Source organism: Mesorhizobium loti R88b, assembly GCF_013170845.1.
GTDB lineage: Bacteria > Pseudomonadota > Alphaproteobacteria > Rhizobiales > Rhizobiaceae > Mesorhizobium > Mesorhizobium loti_B.
Window position 1 is genome coordinate 1,954,264 of sequence record NZ_CP033367.1, and the last position, 18,237, is coordinate 1,972,500.

An 18,237-nucleotide genomic window follows, 5' to 3' on the forward strand; every position below is an offset into this window, starting at 1 on the left:
GGGACAATCCGATGAAATATCTGTGGGATTCGGCGCTCGGCCTGCTCGTCGTCACCGGCGGCCTGCTCGGCCTGACGCTACCCTTCGGCAAGCTCGCCACGGCGGCCGGCGTGCCGGCCATGGTCTGGGCCTTCGTTATCTCGCTCGGCGCCGGCGGTGTACTTTTGTGCGTGCTCCTGGCACGCGGCCAGCACATCCAGCTCAACGCGCACAAATTGCGCTATTTCTTCGTTACCGCGGCAGTGTCCTATGCCGCGCCCAATCTTTTGATGTTCTCGGCCATTCCGCATCTTGGCGCCGGCTACACCGGCATCATGTTCACGCTGTCGCCAGTCATCACGCTGGTGTTTTCAATCGTGCTGCGTGTCCGGCGCCCCAACATGCTGGGCATCATTGGCATCGCCGTCGGCTTCGTCGGCGCCGTCATGGTGGCGGCGACGCGCGGCGAGGCCGGCCAGCCGGCCGACCTGTTCTGGGTGGTGATGGGCCTACTGATCCCGGTCAGCCTTGCCGCCGGCAACATCTACCGCACCATCGACTGGCCGGAAGGCACCTGCCCGATCGAGCTTGCCGTCGGTAGCCATCTGGCGTCTGCGGCGATGCTGCTCGCCGGTATTCTTGTCCTGCTGGGCGGCAAGGCCTTCGCCCCACTCGGCGCCCTGCCGCTGGTGGTCATTGCGCAGGTTGCGTCGGCCACGGCAATGTTCGCCTTCTTCTTCCGGCTGCAGGCGGTCGGCGGCCCGGTCTATCTCAGCCAGATCGGCTATGTGGCGGCGGCAGTCGGGCTGTTTGCCGGCACGATCTTCCTTGGCGAGCACTATCAGCTGCTGACCTGGATCGGCGCCGTCATCATCACCGTCGGTGTCGTCATCACCACCAAGGCGCAAAGCCAGAAGGCGTAATCAGGATCAGACCGATCCCTTTTCCGCCAGCACCATGTAGTTGACGTCCATGTCCTTCGAGCGCGCCCAGCGATCGGCGAGCGGATTGTAGGTGACGCCGGTGCGGTCGATGATGGTCAGGCCGGCGCCGCCAAGCGCCTTTTCCAGTTCTTCCGGGCGCACCAGCTTGCCGAACTGATGGGTGCCGCGCGGCAGCCAGCGCAGCACATATTCGGCCCCGATGATCGCCAGGCCCAGCGCCTTCAGCGTGCGGTTGATGGTGGCCACGAACATGATGCCGCCGGGGCGGACCATCTGCCCGCATTTGGCCACGAAAAGGTCGATGTCGGCGACATGTTCGACCACTTCCATGTTGAGGATGACGTCGAATGTCTCGCCGGCATCGGCGAGGTCCTCGGCCGTCGTGGCACGATAGTCGACACTCACATTGCCTTCGGCCGCGTGCAGTTTCGCGACTTCGATGTTTGTTTCAGAGGCGTCCGCTCCGACCACCTCGGCGCCAAGCCGCGCCATAGGCTCGCACAAAAGGCCACCGCCACAGCCGATGTCGAGGATGCGCAGGCCTTCGAAAGGCCGCGCGGCACGCGGGTCACGGCCAAAGCGCGCCGCGATCTGGTCGCGGATATAGGACAGCCGGACCGGATTGAATTTGTGCAGCGGGCGGAACTTGCCGTTCGGGTTCCACCATTCGGCGGCAAGGGCGGAAAAGCGTTCCACTTCTCCGGCATCGATCGTCGATCGTCGGGGCTCTGGCATCGGTTGGTCTCCTCGAACGCTAGGAAGTCGGGCGTGAGGCATCGAATGTCAAGGCAACAATTTTTCAACGCTGCCAGAGTGACGGGCTGACCAATAGTGGGGCCGGCGGCGTGGCCGGCCTTACTTCGCGTCCAGCACGTCGCGCAGCTTCGCGGCCAGCTGCTCGATGGTGAACGGCTTGGCCAGGAAGTGCACGTCATGGTCGAGCACGCCGTTGTGGACCACGGCATTCCTGGTGAAACCGGTGGTGAAGATCACCTTCAGCGCAGGCATGCGTGTGACCGCCTCTTCCGCCAGCCTGCGGCCGTTCATCACCGGCATGACGATGTCGGTGAACAGAAGGGCGACGCCGGGGTTTTCCGCCAGCTTCTGCAACGCTTCCTGGCCACTGCCGGCATGGATGACGGTGTAGCCGAGTTCGCGCAAGGCATCGGTGGTGGAAGCGCGCACGCGGACGTCGTCCTCGACGACAAGGATTGTTTCGGTGACAGGTGCTGGATTCTCGTTCCGCCCGGTCGGCACGGCGGCTTCCTCTGCACCAAAAAAGCGCGGCAGATAGATCTTGATCGTCGTGCCCTGGTCCGGCTCGGAGTAGATCTTGACGTGGCCGCCTGACTGTTTGACGAAGCCGAACACCTGGCTCAGCCCCAGACCCGTGCCCTTGTTGACAGGCTTTGTGGTGAAGAACGGCTCGAAGGCCTTGGCCATGATATCGGCGGACATGCCTTCACCGGTGTCACTGACGGCGATCATCACATATTGGCCGGCCGCAACCTCGGCGTGCGTTGCGGCGTAGCTGTCGTCAAGGTGGCTGTTGGCGGTCTCGATGGTCAGCTTGCCGTCCTCGCCCATGGCGTCGCGCGCATTGACCGCCAGGTTGAGGATGGCGTTCTCGATCTGGCTTGGGTCGGCATGGGTCTTCCACAAGCCGCCCGCCAGTACGGTTTCGATGCGGATGCCCTCACCAAGCGCGCGGCGCAAAAGGTCGGACATTCCCGTCACCAGACGATTGGTGTCGACAATCTGCGGTGCCAGGGGCTGCTGGCGGGAGAAGGCAAGCAGCCGGCCCGTCAGATTGGCCGCCCGCGTCGCGGCGTCCGTCGCCGCTTCGATGAACTTCTCGAGGTCGTGCTCGCCGCGCTTCAACTTGCGCTGGGCAAGGTTCATGGCGCTGAGGATGACCGCCAGCATGTTGTTGAAATCGTGAGCGATGCCGCCGGTCAGTTGCCCGACAGCCTCCATCTTCTGCATCTGGCGGATCTGGGATTCGGCGTTTTCGCGCGTCTGGATCTCATTGCCGAGCTCGATGTTCTTGCGCATCAGCTCTTCCTGGCCGGTGACAACCTCGCGGAAACGGCGGCGGGATTCGCGGATCGTGTAGGTGCCGAGCAGGAAGATCGCCAGCAGGGCGGCAAGCGAGCCGATGCGCAGCCAGGTCTCGACCTGGTCGGTGTGGTCATCACGCGCGGCAATCGCGGCGCCGCCAATGCGCCGGATCGTGTCCATGCTGGCCCGGATCTCGTCCATGGCCGCCTTGCCCTGGCCGCTGCGGACCAGTTGCAGCGCCTTTGCCGCGTCACCCTTGTCGTAGAGAGCTATCGTCTCGGCCAGTTCAGCTTGTTTCTGTGCCAGTGCGTCCTTGATGTGGCTGACCTGAGGGGCGAGCTGATCGTTGGACGCTGTCATGGCATCGATGCGGGCAAGTTGCCCCGGGATTGCCTCGACGGCCTTCTGGTACGGTTCGAGATAGGATTTCTCGCCGGTCAGCAGGTAGCCGCGCTGGCCGCTCTCGGCATCCTGCGCCATTGAAAGCAGCCCGGAAAGCTGTTCCTGGTACTCGATCGTCTCGCGCGCGGCGGCGCGATTGGCCCTCTGGCCTTCAACCAGAAAGGCCCGGGTGCCGACGATCAGCGCCAGCACGGCGAACCCGATGACAAGCGGGAGCGATTGCAATCGCATGGCGCGCCGAAGACGAGCAATCATCTGTTATGCCGAACCAAAAGGAATTCCCCGCGGGCAGCATTTGGTAAGCGGCGCAGGGTTGGAACGCAATATGCCGTCTTCTTGAAACCGGCAATCCGCTGCCAGCCTTGCGAAACCTTCATCATTTGGCTAAGGAGGCCGCGCATTCAGCGGCCGGCGCCAGCCGGGCGCTTTCTTTTATTTTCGGCTCCAGGCCGGCTTCAGTCAAAGGCATTTCGCTTCCATGGCGCGCATCGTGATGAAATTCGGCGGAACCTCCGTCGCCGACATCGCCCGCATCCGCAATGTGGCGCGCCACGTCAAACGCGAGGTCGACGCTGGCCACGAGGTGGCCGTGGTTGTCTCGGCGATGTCGGGCAAGACCAATGAGCTGGTTGCCTGGACACGCGAAGCCTCGCCGATGCACGATGCACGCGAATATGACGCGGTCGTCGCTTCCGGCGAACAGGTCACGGCCGGCCTGCTGGCCATCACCTTGCAGAACATGGGTGTGCATGCGCGCTCCTGGCAGGGCTGGCAGATCCCGATCAAGACCGACAATGCGCATGGCGCGGCGCGTATTCTCGATATCGATGGTGCCTTCCTGATCAAGCGCTTCGGCGAAGGCCAGGTGGCCGTCATCGCCGGCTTCCAGGGCATCGGGCCGGATAATCGCATCGCTACGCTTGGACGTGGTGGTTCCGACACCAGCGCGGTGGCTATAGCGGCCGCGGTCAAGGCCGACCGCTGCGACATCTACACCGATGTCGACGGGGTCTACACCACCGATCCGCGCATGGAGCCCAAGGCGCGCCGGCTGGCCAAGATCTCGTTCGAGGAAATGCTTGAAATGGCCTCGCTCGGCGCCAAGGTTCTGCAGGTGCGTTCGGTCGAGCTTGCCATGGTGCACAGGGTGCGTACCTTCGTGCGGTCGTCCTTCGACGATCCCGATGCGCCCGGAATGGGGGATTTGCTCAATCCTCCGGGAACGCTCATTTGCGACGAGGAAGAGATCGTGGAACAGCAGGTCGTCACCGGAATTGCCTATGCCAAGGACGAAGCGCAGATTTCGCTGCGCCGCGTCGGCGACCGGCCGGGCGTCGCCGCCGGCATCTTCGGCCCGCTGGCCGAGGCTAACATCAATGTCGACATGATCGTCCAGAACATTTCCGAGGACGGCAAGTTCACCGACATGACCTTCACGGTGCCGTCAGGCGACGTCGACAAGGCGCTTGTCGTGCTGGAGCGCCTGAAAACCGAGATCGGCTACGATGTCGTGCAGTCGGAAGCCGGCATGTCGAAGGTTTCGGTCATCGGCATTGGCATGAGGAGCCATGCCGGCGTTGCCGCCACCGCCTTCAAGGCGCTGGCCGACAAGGCGATCAACATCCGCGCCATCACCACCTCCGAGATCAAGATTTCGATACTGATCGATGGTCCGTACACAGAACTCGCGGTTCGCACTTTGCATTCCGTCTACGGTCTGGATAAGCAGTAGCGAGAACGATTTGAGTTGTTGCGCGTGCACCGGTCGCAGTGGAAACTGCGGCGGGCAAAATGCCTATTGGAGAAGAAGCCGCGATGCGTGACCAGGCCAGTGGCCCGCGCGTTTTGCTGAAACGGCTCCGCGAGCTCATGCAAGAGCCGCTGGAGCCGCAGGAGCGGCTTGACCGGATCGTGCGCGACATCGCCTCCAACATGGTCGCCGAAGTCTGCTCGCTTTACGTGCTGCGGGCCGATTCGGTGCTTGAGCTCTATGCCACCGAAGGTCTGAACCCGAATGCCGTCCACCTGGCGCAGCTGCGGCTGGGGCAAGGTCTGGTCGGCACGATCGCCGCCAGCGCGCGGCCGCTCAACCTGTCCAATGCGCAGGAGCACCCGGCCTTCGCCTACCTGCCGGAGACCGGGGAAGAGATTTACAATTCCTTCCTTGGCGTGCCGGTGCTGCGGGCAGGGCGCACGCTGGGCGTCCTGGTCGTCCAGAACAAGACCATGCGCCATTATCGCGACGACGAGGTCGAGGCGCTGGAAACCACCGCCATGGTCATCGCCGAGATGATCGCCACCGGCGATCTGGCGCGGCTGACCCGGCCCGGCCTTGAACTTGATCTGCGCCGGCCAGTCAGTTTCACCGGCCTGTCCTTCAACGACGGCGTCGGGCTTGGCCATGTCGTGCTGCACGAGCCGCGCATCGTCGTCACCAATCTGTTCAATGAAGACAGCGAGGAAGAGGTCCGGCGGCTCGAGACCTCGCTCGGTTCGCTCCGCCTCTCCATCGACGACATGCTGGAGCGCCGCGATGTCGCCTTCGAAGGCGAGCATCGCCAGGTGCTGGAAGCCTATCGCATGTTCGCCAATGACCGCGGCTGGGTGCGGCGCCTGGAAGAGGCGATCCGCAACGGCCTGACCGCCGAGGCTGCCGTGGAAAAGGTGCAGAGCGACATGCGCGCGCGCATGCTGCACATGACCGATCCCTATCTGCGCGAGCGGATGAGCGATTTCGACGACCTCGCCAACCGGCTGCTGCGCCAGTTGATGGGCCGCGGACCCGAGGATGTCGCGGCATCGCTGCCGAAGGATGCCATCATCGTTGCCCGCTCGATGGGGGCTGCCGAGCTTCTGGACTATCCCAGGGAGAAGATGCGCGGGTTGGTGCTCGAGGATGGTGCGGCCACCAGCCACGTCGTCATCGTCGCGCGCGCCATGGGCATCCCGGTGGCCGGCCAGATGAAGGGCGCCGTTTCCATGGCGGAAAACGGCGATGCCATCATCGTCGACGGCGAAGAGGGCGTGATCCATTTGCGGCCGCAGCCCGATCTCGAGGCTGCCTATGCCGAAAAGGTGCGTTTCCGGGCGCGCCGGCAAGAGGTTTATCGCGAACTGCGCAAGAAGCCGTCAACGACCAAGGACGGTGTCCAGGTCGATCTCTTGATGAATGCCGGGCTTGCCGTCGACCTGCCGCAGCTGGCCGAGGCGGGCGCCGCAGGCATCGGCCTGTTCCGCACCGAACTGCAGTTCATGGTCGCTTCGACCTTTCCGCGTGCCGAGGCGCAGGAAAAACTCTATCGCGACGTGCTCGAGGCGGCGCGCGGCAAGCCGGTCACCTTCCGCACCATCGATATTGGTGGCGACAAGGTGCTGCCCTACTTCAAGGGTGCCATCCAGGAAGAGAACCCGGCGCTGGGCTGGCGGGCGATCCGCCTGACGCTCGACCGGCCGGGATTGCTGCGCACCCAGATCCGCGCCTTGCTGAAGGCCAGCGGCGGGCGTGAGCTCAAGCTGATGCTGCCGATGGTGACCGAGCTTGGCGAAATCGCCCAAGCGCGCGAAATCATCGACCGTGAAGTGCGGCATCTCTCGCGCTTTGCCCATCATCTGCCGACCAGCCTCAAGCTGGGCGCCATGCTGGAAGTGCCGTCGCTGCTGTTCCAGCTCGACGAATTGATGAAGGCGGTCGATTTCGTTTCGGTCGGCTCGAACGATCTGTTCCAGTTCGTCATGGCGGTCGACCGCGGCAACACGCAATTGGCCAACCGGTTCGACACGCTGTCGGCGCCGTTCCTGCGTGTGCTCAAGCAGATCGCCGATGCCGGCGCCCGCAATCACACGCCCGTCACGCTGTGCGGCGAACTTGCCGGAAAACCCATATCGGCCATGGCGCTGATCGGCCTTGGCTTCCGCTCGATCTCGATGTCGCCGGCCTCGATCGGCCCGGTCAAGGCAATGCTGACGGAACTGCCGCTGGACGAGCTGAAAGCGTTCTTTGACGACAATCTGATGGCGCCGGCGCAGGGGCTGCCAATGCGGGCGCTGCTGCAGGCCTTTGCCGACGACCGCTCGATCCCGCTGTAGCATCTCATCATGGTCAATTTGCCCCGCGATCGTATGGATCAAGTCGTCAAGCGTTTCGAGATGCTTGAGGCGCAGATGTCTGCCGGGCCGGCGCCGGATGCCTATGTGAAGATGGCGTCGGAATATGCCGAGCTGCAGGACATGGTGGCCAAGGTCAGGGAACTGCGCGCGGCCGAGCATGAGCAGGCCGACCTCGAAGCGATGCTTGCCGACAAGGGCACCGATGCGGAGATGCGGGCGCTCGCCGAGGCAGATCTGCCCGGCGTGGAGGATCGCATCGAGGCGCTGCAGAAGGACATTCAGGTCCTTCTGTTGCCCAGGGATGCCGCCGACGACAAGAACGCCATCCTCGAAATCCGTGCCGGTACCGGCGGCGATGAGGCCGCCCTTTTCGCCGGTGATCTGTTTCGAATGTATGAGCGCTATGCAGCCGAACGCGGCTGGCGGTTCGAGACGGTGTCGGCCAGCGATGGCGATGCCGGTGGTTTCAAGGAAATCATCGCCACCATTTCCGGCAGGGGGGTCTTTGCCCATCTGAAATTCGAATCTGGCGTGCATCGCGTGCAGCGCGTGCCGGCGACCGAGGCCAGCGGGCGCATTCATACTTCCGCCGCGACCGTCGCCGTGTTGCCGGAAGCCGAAGAGGTCGATATCGACATCAAGGCCGAAGACATCCGCATTGACACGATGCGCGCCTCGGGCTCCGGCGGCCAGCACGTCAACACCACCGATTCGGCGGTGCGCATCACCCATCTGCCGACCGGCATCATGGTGGTGCAGGCGGAGAAGTCGCAGCACCAGAACCGGGCGAAGGCCATGCAGATCCTACGCGCCCGGCTCTACGACCTGGAGCGCAGCAAGGCGGACGAGGAGCGTTCCGAATCGCGCAAGTCGCAGGTTGGCTCCGGAGATCGCTCGGAGCGCATCCGCACCTACAATTTCCCGCAAGGCCGCCTCACCGACCATCGCATCAACCTGACGCTTTACAAGCTCGACCGGGTGATGATGGGCGAACTCGACGAAGTCATTGACGCGCTGATCGCCGATCACCAGTCGAAGCTGCTCGCCGATATCGGCCTTGATGGCTGATCCTTTGCCCGAGGCGCTGGGGCCGCTGCTGCGGGAAGCGCGGGCCAGGCTTGTGGCGGCCGCAGTCGGTGATCCCACGCTCGATGCCAGGCTGATCGTCGAACATTTTTCCGGAACGACGCGGACGCAGGCGGTCTCCGATCCCGCACGCAAAGTGGCAGCCGACGCACTTGCGCAGATCGATGCCGCCTTGAAACGGCGGGCGGGTGGCGAGCCGGTGCATCGTATCCTCGGTTACCGCGAGTTCTATGGCCTGCGCCTGTCACTGTCGCCCGAAACGCTGGAGCCGAGGCCTGATACTGAAACGCTGGTCGAGGCGGTGCTGCCCTTCGTCAAGGCAATCGCCGCGCGGGAGGGTGAATGCCGCGTTCTGGATCTCGGCACCGGAACGGGCGCAATCGCGCTGGCGCTGCTGAGCGCAGAGCCGGCCGCGACCGCCACCGGTGTCGACATTGCCGCTGGCGCTCTGGCGACGGCGAGCCGCAATGCCAGGCAACTGGGCCTCGCCGATCGGTTTACTGCGCTCGAGTCAAACTGGTTCGAAAAAGTTTCCGGCCGATACCATGTAATTGCCGCAAACCCTCCCTACATATTATCACAAGACATCGAAAATCTGCAGGACGAGGTCCGCGATTTCGATCCCCGCGCAGCCCTTGATGGTGGCGAGGATGGTCTGGACCCTTACAGAACAATAGCCGCCGAGGCGGAAGTGTTTTTGAAGCCCGAAGGCAGGATCGCAGTCGAGATCGGTTATACGCAACAGGACGACGTTACGGGTATATTCACGGCCGCGGGCTATGCACCGGTGGGTGCTTTCCGTGATCTCGGCGGAAATGACAGGGTTCTTGTCTTTCAACGGGGAAACCCTTGACGCAGTGCAAAAAAACCGCTTGGCAATACCGGGGAATGCGGCTAGGGTCGCCTCAACCGGATGAGACGAAGCAGGCAGTGCTCTTAGCGATTCGGTTTCCTTGGAAATAGCTGCCTTCTTGCGCAAACGACGCCCAAGCTTCGTGCGGGAATCGTCCGGCAAGTGATGTAACCGGAACAGGATGGCACGTGGCGCCAACGCAATCGATGCGGGCGAACGCCGGTGAAGAAACCAAACGGCTGGCTGCATGAGCGCCACCGTTCGTGACGAGTTTTCAAAAAATTTCAAAATGAAGAGAGTCTAATGAGGCCACAACAGCAGAACAGGCGCATGCGCGGTCGCAACAACAATGGCGGCGGCGGTGGCGGCAACAACAATAATAATAACAACAATCGCAAGGGACCGAATCCCCTGACGCGTAACTACGAGAGTAACGGCCCGGACGTGAAGATCCGTGGATCGGCTCAGCAGATCGCCGAAAAATACGCCACCCTGGCCCGAGATGCGCAAAGTTCCGGCGACCGTGTCATGGCGGAAAACTACCTCCAGCACGCCGAACACTACAATCGCATCATTGCCGCCGCTCAGGCGCAGATGCCGATCCAGAATGCGCAACAGAATCGCGACGATTTCGACGATGACGGCGATGAGGATCGTGACGACTTCGACAATTCCGGCAACAACAGCAACACTATTTCCGATGCCCAGATTCCGGTGGCCAACCACGGCACCGGCCCGCAGCCGGTTATCGAAGGCATGCCGGCCGAGGTCGCGCTGAACCGGGAAAACGGTCGCGACAATCGCGACAATGGCGGGCGCGACAATGGCGGGCGCAACAACGGCCGCGACAACAATGGCGGGCGCCACCGCGATCGTCGCCCCAATGGCGGCTACGGCCAGAACGGCCAGCGCGACTTTGCTTCATCCTCCGATCAAGGTGGCCAGCAGCAGCGCAACGAGGCCCCGGTCCAGGCAGACGCACAGGCAGAGCCCGCTTCACCGGTCGAGATCGTTGCGGTAGCCGAGCCGGCTCCGCTGTTCGAGAGCTTTTCGCCGGCGGCTCTTGCCGCGCAGGCCGAGCTCAACGAGGCGGCCGCCGAGAGCGGCGCTGCCCGTCGCCCGCGCCGCCCGCGGCGTCCGCGCACCAACGCCGATCAGGTCGACAGTGGTGGCGACAATGCCGATACCGGCGAGGTGGCCGCGGCTCCGGCCGATAGTGGCAGCACCGAGCCCGTGATCGTCGACATCGACAACTGATCGAACGGCAGCTCAAAGCATTGAACGGCGGGGAGAAATCTCCGCCGTTTTCGATTGGGCTGACGTGGAATATTATGCATTGACCGACATCAAGGCGTCTTGAGACAGCATGGCCTATGCACCATATCTCGGCTGAACAGGACTCGGCTCGAATGGGCGGGTCCGTCACCGCAATCTGATCCGGTGCCGCAAAGCGGGCCGGTGATGGAAGGAGACAGATATGAACCTTGAGAAATACTCAGAGCGTGTGCGTGGCTTTATCCAGTCGGCGCAGACCATGGCGCTCTCGCGCAATCACCAGCAATTCACTCCCGAACACATGTTGAAGGTGCTCGTCGACGATGACGAGGGCTTGGCCGCGTCGTTGATCGAACGCGCCGGCGGCACCACCCGCGACGTCAAGCTTGGCGTCGAGACGGCACTTGAGGCGATGCCGAAGGTGGAAGGCGGTAACGGCCAGCTCTATCTCGCGCAGCCTTTGGCCAAGGTGTTTTCGACGGCCGAAGAACTGGCCAAGAAGGCCGGTGACAGCTTTGTCACCGTCGAGCGGCTGTTGCAGGCGCTGACCATGGAGAAATCGGCCAAGACCGCCGACATCCTGGCCAAGGCCGGCGTCACCGCGCAGGCCCTGAATCAGGTCATCAACGATGTCCGCAAGGGTCGTACCGCGGATTCGGCGAGCGCCGAGCAGGGCTATGACGCGCTGAAGAAGTACGCGCGCGATCTCACGGCGGACGCCCGCGCGGGCAAGCTCGACCCGGTGATTGGTCGCGACGACGAGATCCGCCGCACCATCCAGGTGTTGTCGCGCCGCACCAAGAACAATCCGGTGCTGATCGGCGAGCCGGGCGTCGGCAAGACGGCGATCGCCGAAGGCCTGGCGCTGCGCATCGTCAATGGCGACGTGCCGGAATCGCTGAAGGACAAGCAGTTGATGGCGCTCGACATGGGCTCGCTGATTGCCGGCGCCAAATATCGTGGCGAGTTCGAGGAGCGGCTGAAGGCGGTGCTGTCCGAAGTCACTTCGGCCAACGGCAACATCATCCTGTTCATCGACGAGATGCACACGCTGGTCGGCGCCGGTAAGGCTGACGGCGCGATGGATGCGTCGAACCTGTTGAAGCCCGCGCTCGCGCGTGGCGAACTGCACTGCGTCGGTGCGACCACGCTCGATGAATACAGAAAACATGTCGAGAAGGATCCGGCACTTGCCCGCCGCTTCCAGCCCGTTTTCGTCGATGAGCCGACGGTGGAAGACACCGTCTCGATCCTGCGCGGCCTGAAGGAAAAATACGAGCAGCACCACAAGGTGCGTATTTCCGACTCGGCTCTGGTGGCGGCGGCGACGCTGTCCAATCGCTACATCGCCGACCGCTTCCTGCCGGACAAAGCAATCGACCTGATGGACGAAGCCGCGTCGCGGCTCAGGATGCAGGTCGATTCCAAGCCCGAGGCGCTGGATGAGATCGACCGCCGCATCATGCAGCTCAAGATCGAGCGCGAGGCGCTGAAGGTCGAGACGGACGATGCCTCGAAAGACCGGCTCGTCCGCCTGGAAAAAGAACTTGTCGGCCTTGAGGAAGAATCGACCGAGATCACCGCCAAGTGGCAGGCCGAGAAGCAGAAGCTCGGGCTCGCCGCCGATCTGAAGAAGCAGCTCGACGAGGCGCGCAACGACCTTGCCATTGCCCAGCGCAAGGGTGAATTCCAGCGCGCCGGCGAGCTTGCCTATGGCAAGATCCCCGAGCTGGAAAAGAAGCTGAAGGAGGCCGAAGCCCAGGACGGCAAGGTCGGCATGGTCGAGGAAGTGGTCACACCCGACCACGTCGCTCATATCGTCTCGCGCTGGACCGGCATTCCCGTCGACAAGATGCTGCAGGGCGAGCGCGACAAGCTGCTGCGCATGGAAGACGAGATCGGCAAGCGTGTCGTCGGCCAGGGCGAGGCGGTGCAGGCCGTTTCCAAGGCGGTACGGCGCGCGCGTGCGGGCCTGCAGGATCCGAACCGGCCGATCGGCTCGTTCATCTTCCTCGGGCCGACGGGTGTCGGCAAAACCGAACTGACCAAGGCGCTGGCAAGCTTCCTGTTCGACGACGATAGCGCCATGGTGCGCATCGACATGTCGGAGTTCATGGAAAAGCACTCGGTTTCCCGGCTGATCGGTGCGCCTCCCGGCTATGTCGGCTATGAGGAAGGCGGCGCGCTGACCGAAGCGGTGCGGCGCCGGCCCTATCAGGTCGTGCTGTTCGACGAGATCGAGAAGGCGCATCCGGATGTTTTCAACGTCTTGCTGCAGGTGCTCGATGACGGCCGCCTGACTGATGGCCAGGGCCGCACGGTCGATTTCCGCAACACGCTGATCATCATGACGTCCAACCTCGGCGCCGAATATCTGGTCAATCTCGGCGAGGATCAGGATGTCGACCAGGTTCGCGACGAGGTGATGAATGTCGTCAAGGCGTCGTTCCGGCCGGAGTTCCTGAACCGCGTTGACGAGGTGATCCTGTTCCACCGGCTGCGCCGGCAGGACATGGGCCGCATCGTGGAGATCCAGCTCAAGCGGCTGGAAAGCCTGCTTGTCGATCGCAAGATCACGCTGTCGCTGGACAAGGAGGCGATCGAGTGGCTGGCAGCCAAGGGTTACGACCCGGCCTATGGCGCACGGCCGCTTAAGCGGGTGATGCAGAAGGAGTTGCAGGACCCGCTGGCGGAGAAAATCCTGCTCGGCGATATTCTCGATGGCTCGACCGTCAAGGTCACCGCCGGTTCCGACCGGCTGAACTTCCGCTCGAAGCCGTCGATTGTCGCGGCTGAAGCGGCCGCCTGATCAATGCATGTCGCCCAAAAGTGAGTTCGGTTTTGGGACAACGACATGCATAAAACAAAGATCTGACGCGCGTCGCGCTTCAGGGTGCCGCGCGTCCAGACTGGGCGCGCGGCGTTTTCATTTCATTTTGAAGGCGGGAGCGGATGACGCTGGACGACTACAACAGCTTCTGCGCTTCGCTGCCCGCGACAAATCATATCGTCCAGTGGGGCGGCGCCCATGTCTGGAAGGTCGGCACCAAGGTGTTTGCGATCGGCGGCTGGGATCACGGCCAGCAGCTCTTCGTCACCTTCAAATGTTCCGACATCGCCTTTGATGTGCTGAAGGAGCAGCCGGGTTGCCGGCCGGCGCCCTATCTTGCCTCGCGCGGCATGACATGGATCCAGCGTCAGACAAGCCAAAGCATGGATGATGGGGCGCTGAAGGACTATCTGCGCGAGAGCCATCGCCTGGTCGCCCTGAAGCTGACCAAGCAGGCGCGCAAGGACTTGGGGCTCGCAAGCTAGCTAATATTCGTCGATACGCCGGAAAACCGCCATCTTCATGCCCGGTTCATGTTGGAACCATATGGTGGGTAACTGGTTTGTTGGCGAAGGGGTTCGCCTTACAGGGACACCACTGCCGGGCGGCGGCAATTACGGACCGGAGAGTTTGGCCACGATGTTCCGCACGATCTTCGCCCTTTCGGCGCTTGCCGCCGGGCTTGTGTCTTCTGCCGCGCTTGCCGCGCCGACACAGGACAACGCACCAAGAGTTGCCCGCGCTGCCAGTGATGGCGGCATTCTCGTCGCCCAGGACGGAAATCTGGACATCTATTACGACGCCCGCGGCAACCGCGTCATCGTCGATGCCGATACCGGCAAGGTCATCGCCATCCAGCCGCCGCAGACACGCCTTGACCGCCGCGCGCTGCGCCGCGATACACGGCTGCGCGAATTGGGCCGCGCTCCTGCCGATGATGACCGCTATTATCTCGACGATCCGGAAGACATGGCGCGTTTGCGCCGCAAGCGGATGGACGAGGACGGCCGGGTTATCGCCCCGCCGGCGGATGAATACGATCCCAACAGTGACAACTCCGTAGAGGCCTACCCACCAGCGCAACAGGACGATGGCGGCTACGACAACACTTATCCCGATGCACCGCGGCCGGCAAAGCCGGGCACGATCAAGCGCCAGCCGCTCAACGAGGCTTCGATAGACCCTGTTCAGCCGGCCCAGCCGGAGGTGCAGCCAGCCAATCCGGAAACGCCGGCGGCGCTGCCGCCGGAGACCGGCGGCAAGGCCGCCGTCGATCCGTCGCTGTCGCTCGGCGCGCGTCAGGATGTGGCGGCGCTGCAGGTCCTGCTCGACCGTGGCGGCGCTTCGCCGGGCGTGATTGACGGGCGCTTCGGCTCGAATGTCGACAAGGCCTTGGCCGCCTACAACCAGATCAACGGCAGCAATCTGAAATCGACCGACGCGGTCGGCATCCAGTCAGCTCTTTCGCAATCCGGTGGCGACGCCTTTGCCAACTACACAATCACGGCGGAGGATGCGGCAGGCCCTTATGTCGCCTCGATCCCGGAAGACTACAGCCAGAAGGCGCAGCTCAACTGCATGTGCTATACCTCGGTCACCGAGGCGCTGGCCGAGCGCTTCCACATGGACGAGAACTATCTAAAGTCGATCAACAAGGGCCTCGACTTCAACCGTCCCGGCACGATCATCAAGGTCGCCAATTTCGGCAAGCTGGTGTCTACGCCGGTCGCGCGCATCGTCGCCGACAAAACCAAGAAAGAAGTGTACGCCTACGATGCGGGCGGCAAGCTGGTCGCAGCCTATCCCGCCACAATCGGCTCGGCCGACACGCCATCGCCCACCGGCATCCACGCCGTGTCGCGCATCGCGCTCGACCCGAACTATACCTACAACCCCAATATCAACTTCAAGCAGGGCGAGAACGACAAGATTCTCACCGTTCCGCCAGGCCCCAACGGCCCTGTCGGGTCGGTCTGGATCGCCTTGGACAAGCCGACCTACGGCATCCACGGAACGCCCGAGCCGTCGAAGATCGGCAAGACCGAAAGCCATGGCTGCGTGCGCCTGACCAACTGGGACGCACGAGAGCTCGCCAAGCTGGTGTCGCCAGGCGTCACCGTGGAATTCATTGGCGGACCTTCATCCGATGACGTTGCGCAGCAATGAGCTGCGCAGCGCAGCGGCATAGATCAACTGCACAAGCAGAATGAAGCCGATGCTGAGCAATGGGCTGATCAGGCAGAGTGCGGCGCCGACTGCCCACAGGATCTGCGCCTTGACGATGCGCAGATAGACCGTGCGCCTCGTTTCGGCGTCGACATCTTCCGCTACAAAGCCGTTCTTATCCGCGTAGTGCCAGCTGGCGAGCAGCGTGACGCCGAGCATCAGCAGGTTGAGCCAGTAGACGAGCACCGCGGTCCTGAATTCGAGGAAATCGGCCAGAAGATCGGTCGAGAACGGCAGCAAGGCGATGAAGGCGAGAAAGCAGAGGTTCAGCGTCGCGAGCCGCCTGTCGGATTTGGCGATCAGCCCATGCTGCGCCTGCTGGCCGAACCAGAAGATGGTCAGCGTCAGGAAGCTCAACGCATAGGTCAGGAAGCGCGGCGCCAGTGCGGCAATAGCGGCAAGCAGATTGCGCTCGGAATGGATTATCTCATGCGCCGGCACCCGGATCTCGAGCACGATGAGCGTGAGCGCGATTGCGAAGACGCCGTCGGTGATGCCAACGATGCGGCCGCGCCCTTCCGCCGATGCTTCCAGTGGATGCTTCATCGCCTTCTCCCGCTTGCGGCTCCGCGAAAAACTTAGCATGGCTGCCGCCATTTGCATCCGGACAGATGCGATCCTGGCAATATGGCTGGTTTCAAGGACTGCTAGCGGCTGGCCGGTTGTTGCCAGCACGGCGTCGGTCTAAGCAGAGCGCCATGCATTCGCCAAATGAAGCCGCCGCAGTCCCGCTGACCAGTCCGGTCACGAACGGAACCTTCTGTCCGCAATCGCAGCGGCGATTCGTGCTGATTGCGGCGATCCTGGCCTCGGCGCTCGGCTTTATCGACGGCTCGATCCTGGCCATCGCCATGCCGGCGATCCGTGTCGATCTCGGTGCCAGTCTTGCCGAGGCACAGTGGATTTCCAATGCCTATGCGTTGACGCTCTCGGCGCTGATCCTTGCCGGCGGTGCCGCCGGCGACCGGTTCGGGCTGCGCCGCGCCTTTGTGGCCGGCATTGTGCTGTTCGTCGCCGCGTCGCTTGCCTGTGCGTTGGCGCCGAACGCTGTCGTGCTGATCGCGTTTCGCGCCCTCCAGGGCATCGGGGCTGCAATCATGGTGCCGGGCAGTCTCGCCATCATCGCCAAGGCCTATCCGAAGAAAGAACGCGGCCGCGCGATCGGCATCTGGGCCGCCGCCTCGGCACTGACCACCGCGCTCGGCCCGGTGCTCGGCGGTCTGGTGCTGTCGGCTTTCGGCGGCGGCATCTGGCGGGCGATCTTCGCCATCAATCTGCCGCTCGGCCTGATCTCGATCTATCTTCTGCTCACCAAGATCCCGGCCGATGCGCCGACGGAAAAACGCAGTCTGGATTTGGGTGGCGGTGCGCTGGCGACGCTGGCCTTCGGCGCGCTCGCCTATGGGCTGACCTCGATGAGTTCCAGCGGCGAGGGCCATATGGCGGGACCAAGCATTGCCGCCGGTGTCGTGCTGCTTATCGTCTTTGTCCTGTTCGAGCACCGGCAGCGCGAGCCAATGATCAATCTCAGCCTGTTTCGCATCGGTGCGTTTGCCGGGGCAAATGTCGCGACCTTCTTCCTCTATTTCGCGCTGTCAGCCAATCTCTTCTATCTGCCGATGCTGCTGATCGCCGGCTGGGGGCTGAGCACGGCCGAGGTTGGTTTCATTTTCCTGCCGTTGTCGGCGTCGATCGCGTTGCTGTCGGGACCGGTCGGCCAATTGTCGGACCGGATCGGGCCGCGCTTTCCGATCGCCTGCGGCAGCCTGATCGTCGCGTTCGCCTTCGCCGGACTTACCTTGCTCACCCATGCCGGCATGCACCATTTCTGGACGGGAATATTTCCGCTGATGGCGCTGATGGGGCTCGGCATGGCTCTGGTCGTCTCACCACTCTCAACCGCGATCATGACGGCTGTGGACGACAAGGATACGGGGGCTGCTTCGGGCATCAACAATGCCGTCTCGCGCATAGGCGGCTTGATCGCGGTGGCGGCAATGGGATCGCTAGCCGCCTGGGTCTACGCCAATGCGCTGGACGAAAGTGTGGTCTCAGGCGTGCCAGGCTTTGGCGAGCCGGCGCCGGCTGGACTTGCGCCGGCGCTCGATGCGGCAAGGCTCGCCGCCGGCGATGCGGCGTTTTCCGCCGTCTCGTCTGTTACGGCGCTGCTTTGCCTGCTTTCGGCCATTATCGCGTGGACGACCATTTCCGGTGAGCGGCTGCCATGGTCGCGGCGCACCGAAAATCCGCAAGACTGAGACGTCAGCAAGACTGAAAACGAAAGGTCAGCCGTCGATCTTGGCGCTCGCGACCTTCAGCGAATCGCTGTCTTCCTGCTTCAGCAGGTCATCGATTCGCTCGCGCTCGCGCCTGAAGGCGACGAGATCATCGCCCTTCAGCACCTTGCCGACCGGCAGGCGGACGCGCATCGAATCGACCTTGGTGCCGTTGACGATCAGCTCGTAGTGGAGGTG

General features: G+C 63.1%; 14 protein-coding genes (1 of these 14 only partly in view). 10 read left to right on the forward strand and 4 right to left on the reverse strand.

Annotated features, from left to right (window positions below; all coding sequences use genetic code 11):
• Positions 1–11 precede the first annotated feature (11 nt).
• Positions 12–902: a DMT family transporter gene (locus EB235_RS09565; RefSeq protein WP_027031213.1), complete on the forward strand. Its 891-nt coding sequence runs from the start codon at positions 12–14 to the stop codon at positions 900–902.
• A 6-nt stretch (positions 903–908) separates the two neighbouring features.
• On the opposite strand, the gene ubiG is transcribed toward EB235_RS09565, so the two are convergent.
• Positions 909–1,658 carry a bifunctional 2-polyprenyl-6-hydroxyphenol methylase/3-demethylubiquinol 3-O-methyltransferase UbiG gene (gene ubiG, locus EB235_RS09570; RefSeq protein WP_027031212.1) on the reverse strand — a complete coding sequence of 250 codons (750 nt, stop codon included), beginning with the start codon at positions 1,656–1,658 and terminating at the stop codon, positions 909–911.
• Positions 1,659–1,778: 120 nt separating this feature from the next.
• A complete protein-coding gene (locus EB235_RS09575; protein ID WP_027031211.1) occupies positions 1,779–3,617 on the reverse strand; it encodes a CHASE3 domain-containing protein in 1,839 nt (612 codons plus the stop codon).
• Positions 3,618–3,864: 247 nt separating this feature from the next.
• On the opposite strand from EB235_RS09575, the gene EB235_RS09580 reads away from it, so the two are divergent.
• The 8 genes from EB235_RS09580 to EB235_RS09615 all read left to right on the forward strand — a co-directional run bounded on the left by EB235_RS09580 (position 3,865) and on the right by EB235_RS09615 (position 15,703).
• Positions 3,865–5,118 (forward strand): aspartate kinase, encoded by a 1,254-nt coding sequence (locus tag EB235_RS09580; RefSeq protein WP_027031210.1) that lies wholly within the window; start codon positions 3,865–3,867, stop codon positions 5,116–5,118.
• Between the two features lie 83 nt (positions 5,119–5,201).
• Positions 5,202–7,472 (forward strand): phosphoenolpyruvate--protein phosphotransferase, encoded by a 2,271-nt coding sequence (ptsP, locus tag EB235_RS09585; RefSeq protein WP_027031209.1) that lies wholly within the window; start codon positions 5,202–5,204, stop codon positions 7,470–7,472.
• A gap of 9 nt (positions 7,473–7,481) precedes the next feature.
• A complete protein-coding gene (gene prfA / locus EB235_RS09590) occupies positions 7,482–8,561 on the forward strand; it encodes a peptide chain release factor 1 (RefSeq protein WP_027031208.1) in 1,080 nt (359 codons plus the stop codon).
• On the forward strand, positions 8,554–9,432 hold the full coding sequence (gene prmC / locus EB235_RS09595) for a peptide chain release factor N(5)-glutamine methyltransferase (protein WP_027031207.1): 879 nt from the start codon (positions 8,554–8,556) through the stop codon (positions 9,430–9,432). The genes prfA and prmC overlap by 8 nt, the downstream gene beginning before the upstream one ends.
• 303 nt (positions 9,433–9,735) lie before the next feature.
• Complete coding sequence (locus EB235_RS09600; RefSeq protein ID WP_027031206.1) at positions 9,736–10,689, forward strand: DUF4167 domain-containing protein; 954 nt, start codon at positions 9,736–9,738, stop codon at positions 10,687–10,689.
• A 220-nt stretch (positions 10,690–10,909) separates the two neighbouring features.
• On the forward strand, positions 10,910–13,516 hold the full coding sequence (gene clpB, locus EB235_RS09605) for an ATP-dependent chaperone ClpB (RefSeq protein WP_027031205.1): 2,607 nt from the start codon (positions 10,910–10,912) through the stop codon (positions 13,514–13,516).
• Between the two features lie 143 nt (positions 13,517–13,659).
• Positions 13,660–14,022 carry an MmcQ/YjbR family DNA-binding protein gene (locus EB235_RS09610; RefSeq protein ID WP_027031204.1) on the forward strand — a complete coding sequence of 121 codons (363 nt, stop codon included), beginning with the start codon at positions 13,660–13,662 and terminating at the stop codon, positions 14,020–14,022.
• Positions 14,023–14,176: 154 nt separating this feature from the next.
• Positions 14,177–15,703, forward strand: coding sequence for a L,D-transpeptidase family protein (locus tag EB235_RS09615; protein WP_027031203.1), 1,527 nt, complete (start codon positions 14,177–14,179; stop codon positions 15,701–15,703).
• On the opposite strand, the gene EB235_RS09620 is transcribed toward EB235_RS09615, so the two are convergent.
• Positions 15,677–16,309: a TMEM175 family protein gene (locus EB235_RS09620; RefSeq protein ID WP_027031202.1), complete on the reverse strand. Its 633-nt coding sequence runs from the start codon at positions 16,307–16,309 to the stop codon at positions 15,677–15,679. The genes EB235_RS09615 and EB235_RS09620 overlap by 27 nt on opposite strands.
• A 152-nt stretch (positions 16,310–16,461) precedes the next feature.
• Between EB235_RS09620 and EB235_RS09625 the strand changes: the two genes are divergently transcribed.
• Positions 16,462–18,021 (forward strand): MFS transporter, encoded by a 1,560-nt coding sequence (locus EB235_RS09625; protein ID WP_027031201.1) that lies wholly within the window; start codon positions 16,462–16,464, stop codon positions 18,019–18,021.
• Between the two features lie 27 nt (positions 18,022–18,048).
• On the opposite strand, the gene EB235_RS09630 is transcribed toward EB235_RS09625, so the two are convergent.
• Positions 18,049–18,237 carry the 3' end of a M23 family metallopeptidase gene (locus EB235_RS09630; RefSeq protein WP_027031200.1) on the reverse strand. It continues 1,782 nt past the right edge of the window, so the window shows 189 of its 1,971 coding nt (coding positions 1,783–1,971); its start codon lies off the right edge, out of view; it ends in the stop codon at positions 18,049–18,051.

Coding starts and splice junctions, on each gene's coding strand:
- EB235_RS09565 (WP_027031213.1), top strand. CDS start 12: ATGAAATATCTGTGGGATTCGGCGCTCGGCCTGCTCGTCGTCACCGGC.
- ubiG (WP_027031212.1), bottom strand. CDS start 1,658: ATGCCAGAGCCCCGACGATCGACGATCGATGCCGGAGAAGTGGAACGC.
- EB235_RS09575 (WP_027031211.1), bottom strand. CDS start 3,617: ATGCGATTGCAATCGCTCCCGCTTGTCATCGGGTTCGCCGTGCTGGCG.
- EB235_RS09580 (WP_027031210.1), top strand. CDS start 3,865: ATGGCGCGCATCGTGATGAAATTCGGCGGAACCTCCGTCGCCGACATC.
- ptsP (WP_027031209.1), top strand. CDS start 5,202: ATGCGTGACCAGGCCAGTGGCCCGCGCGTTTTGCTGAAACGGCTCCGC.
- prfA (WP_027031208.1), top strand. CDS start 7,482: ATGGTCAATTTGCCCCGCGATCGTATGGATCAAGTCGTCAAGCGTTTC.
- prmC (WP_027031207.1), top strand. CDS start 8,554: ATGGCTGATCCTTTGCCCGAGGCGCTGGGGCCGCTGCTGCGGGAAGCG.
- EB235_RS09600 (WP_027031206.1), top strand. CDS start 9,736: ATGAGGCCACAACAGCAGAACAGGCGCATGCGCGGTCGCAACAACAAT.
- clpB (WP_027031205.1), top strand. CDS start 10,910: ATGAACCTTGAGAAATACTCAGAGCGTGTGCGTGGCTTTATCCAGTCG.
- EB235_RS09610 (WP_027031204.1), top strand. CDS start 13,660: ATGACGCTGGACGACTACAACAGCTTCTGCGCTTCGCTGCCCGCGACA.
- EB235_RS09615 (WP_027031203.1), top strand. CDS start 14,177: ATGTTCCGCACGATCTTCGCCCTTTCGGCGCTTGCCGCCGGGCTTGTG.
- EB235_RS09620 (WP_027031202.1), bottom strand. CDS start 16,309: ATGAAGCATCCACTGGAAGCATCGGCGGAAGGGCGCGGCCGCATCGTT.
- EB235_RS09625 (WP_027031201.1), top strand. CDS start 16,462: ATGCATTCGCCAAATGAAGCCGCCGCAGTCCCGCTGACCAGTCCGGTC.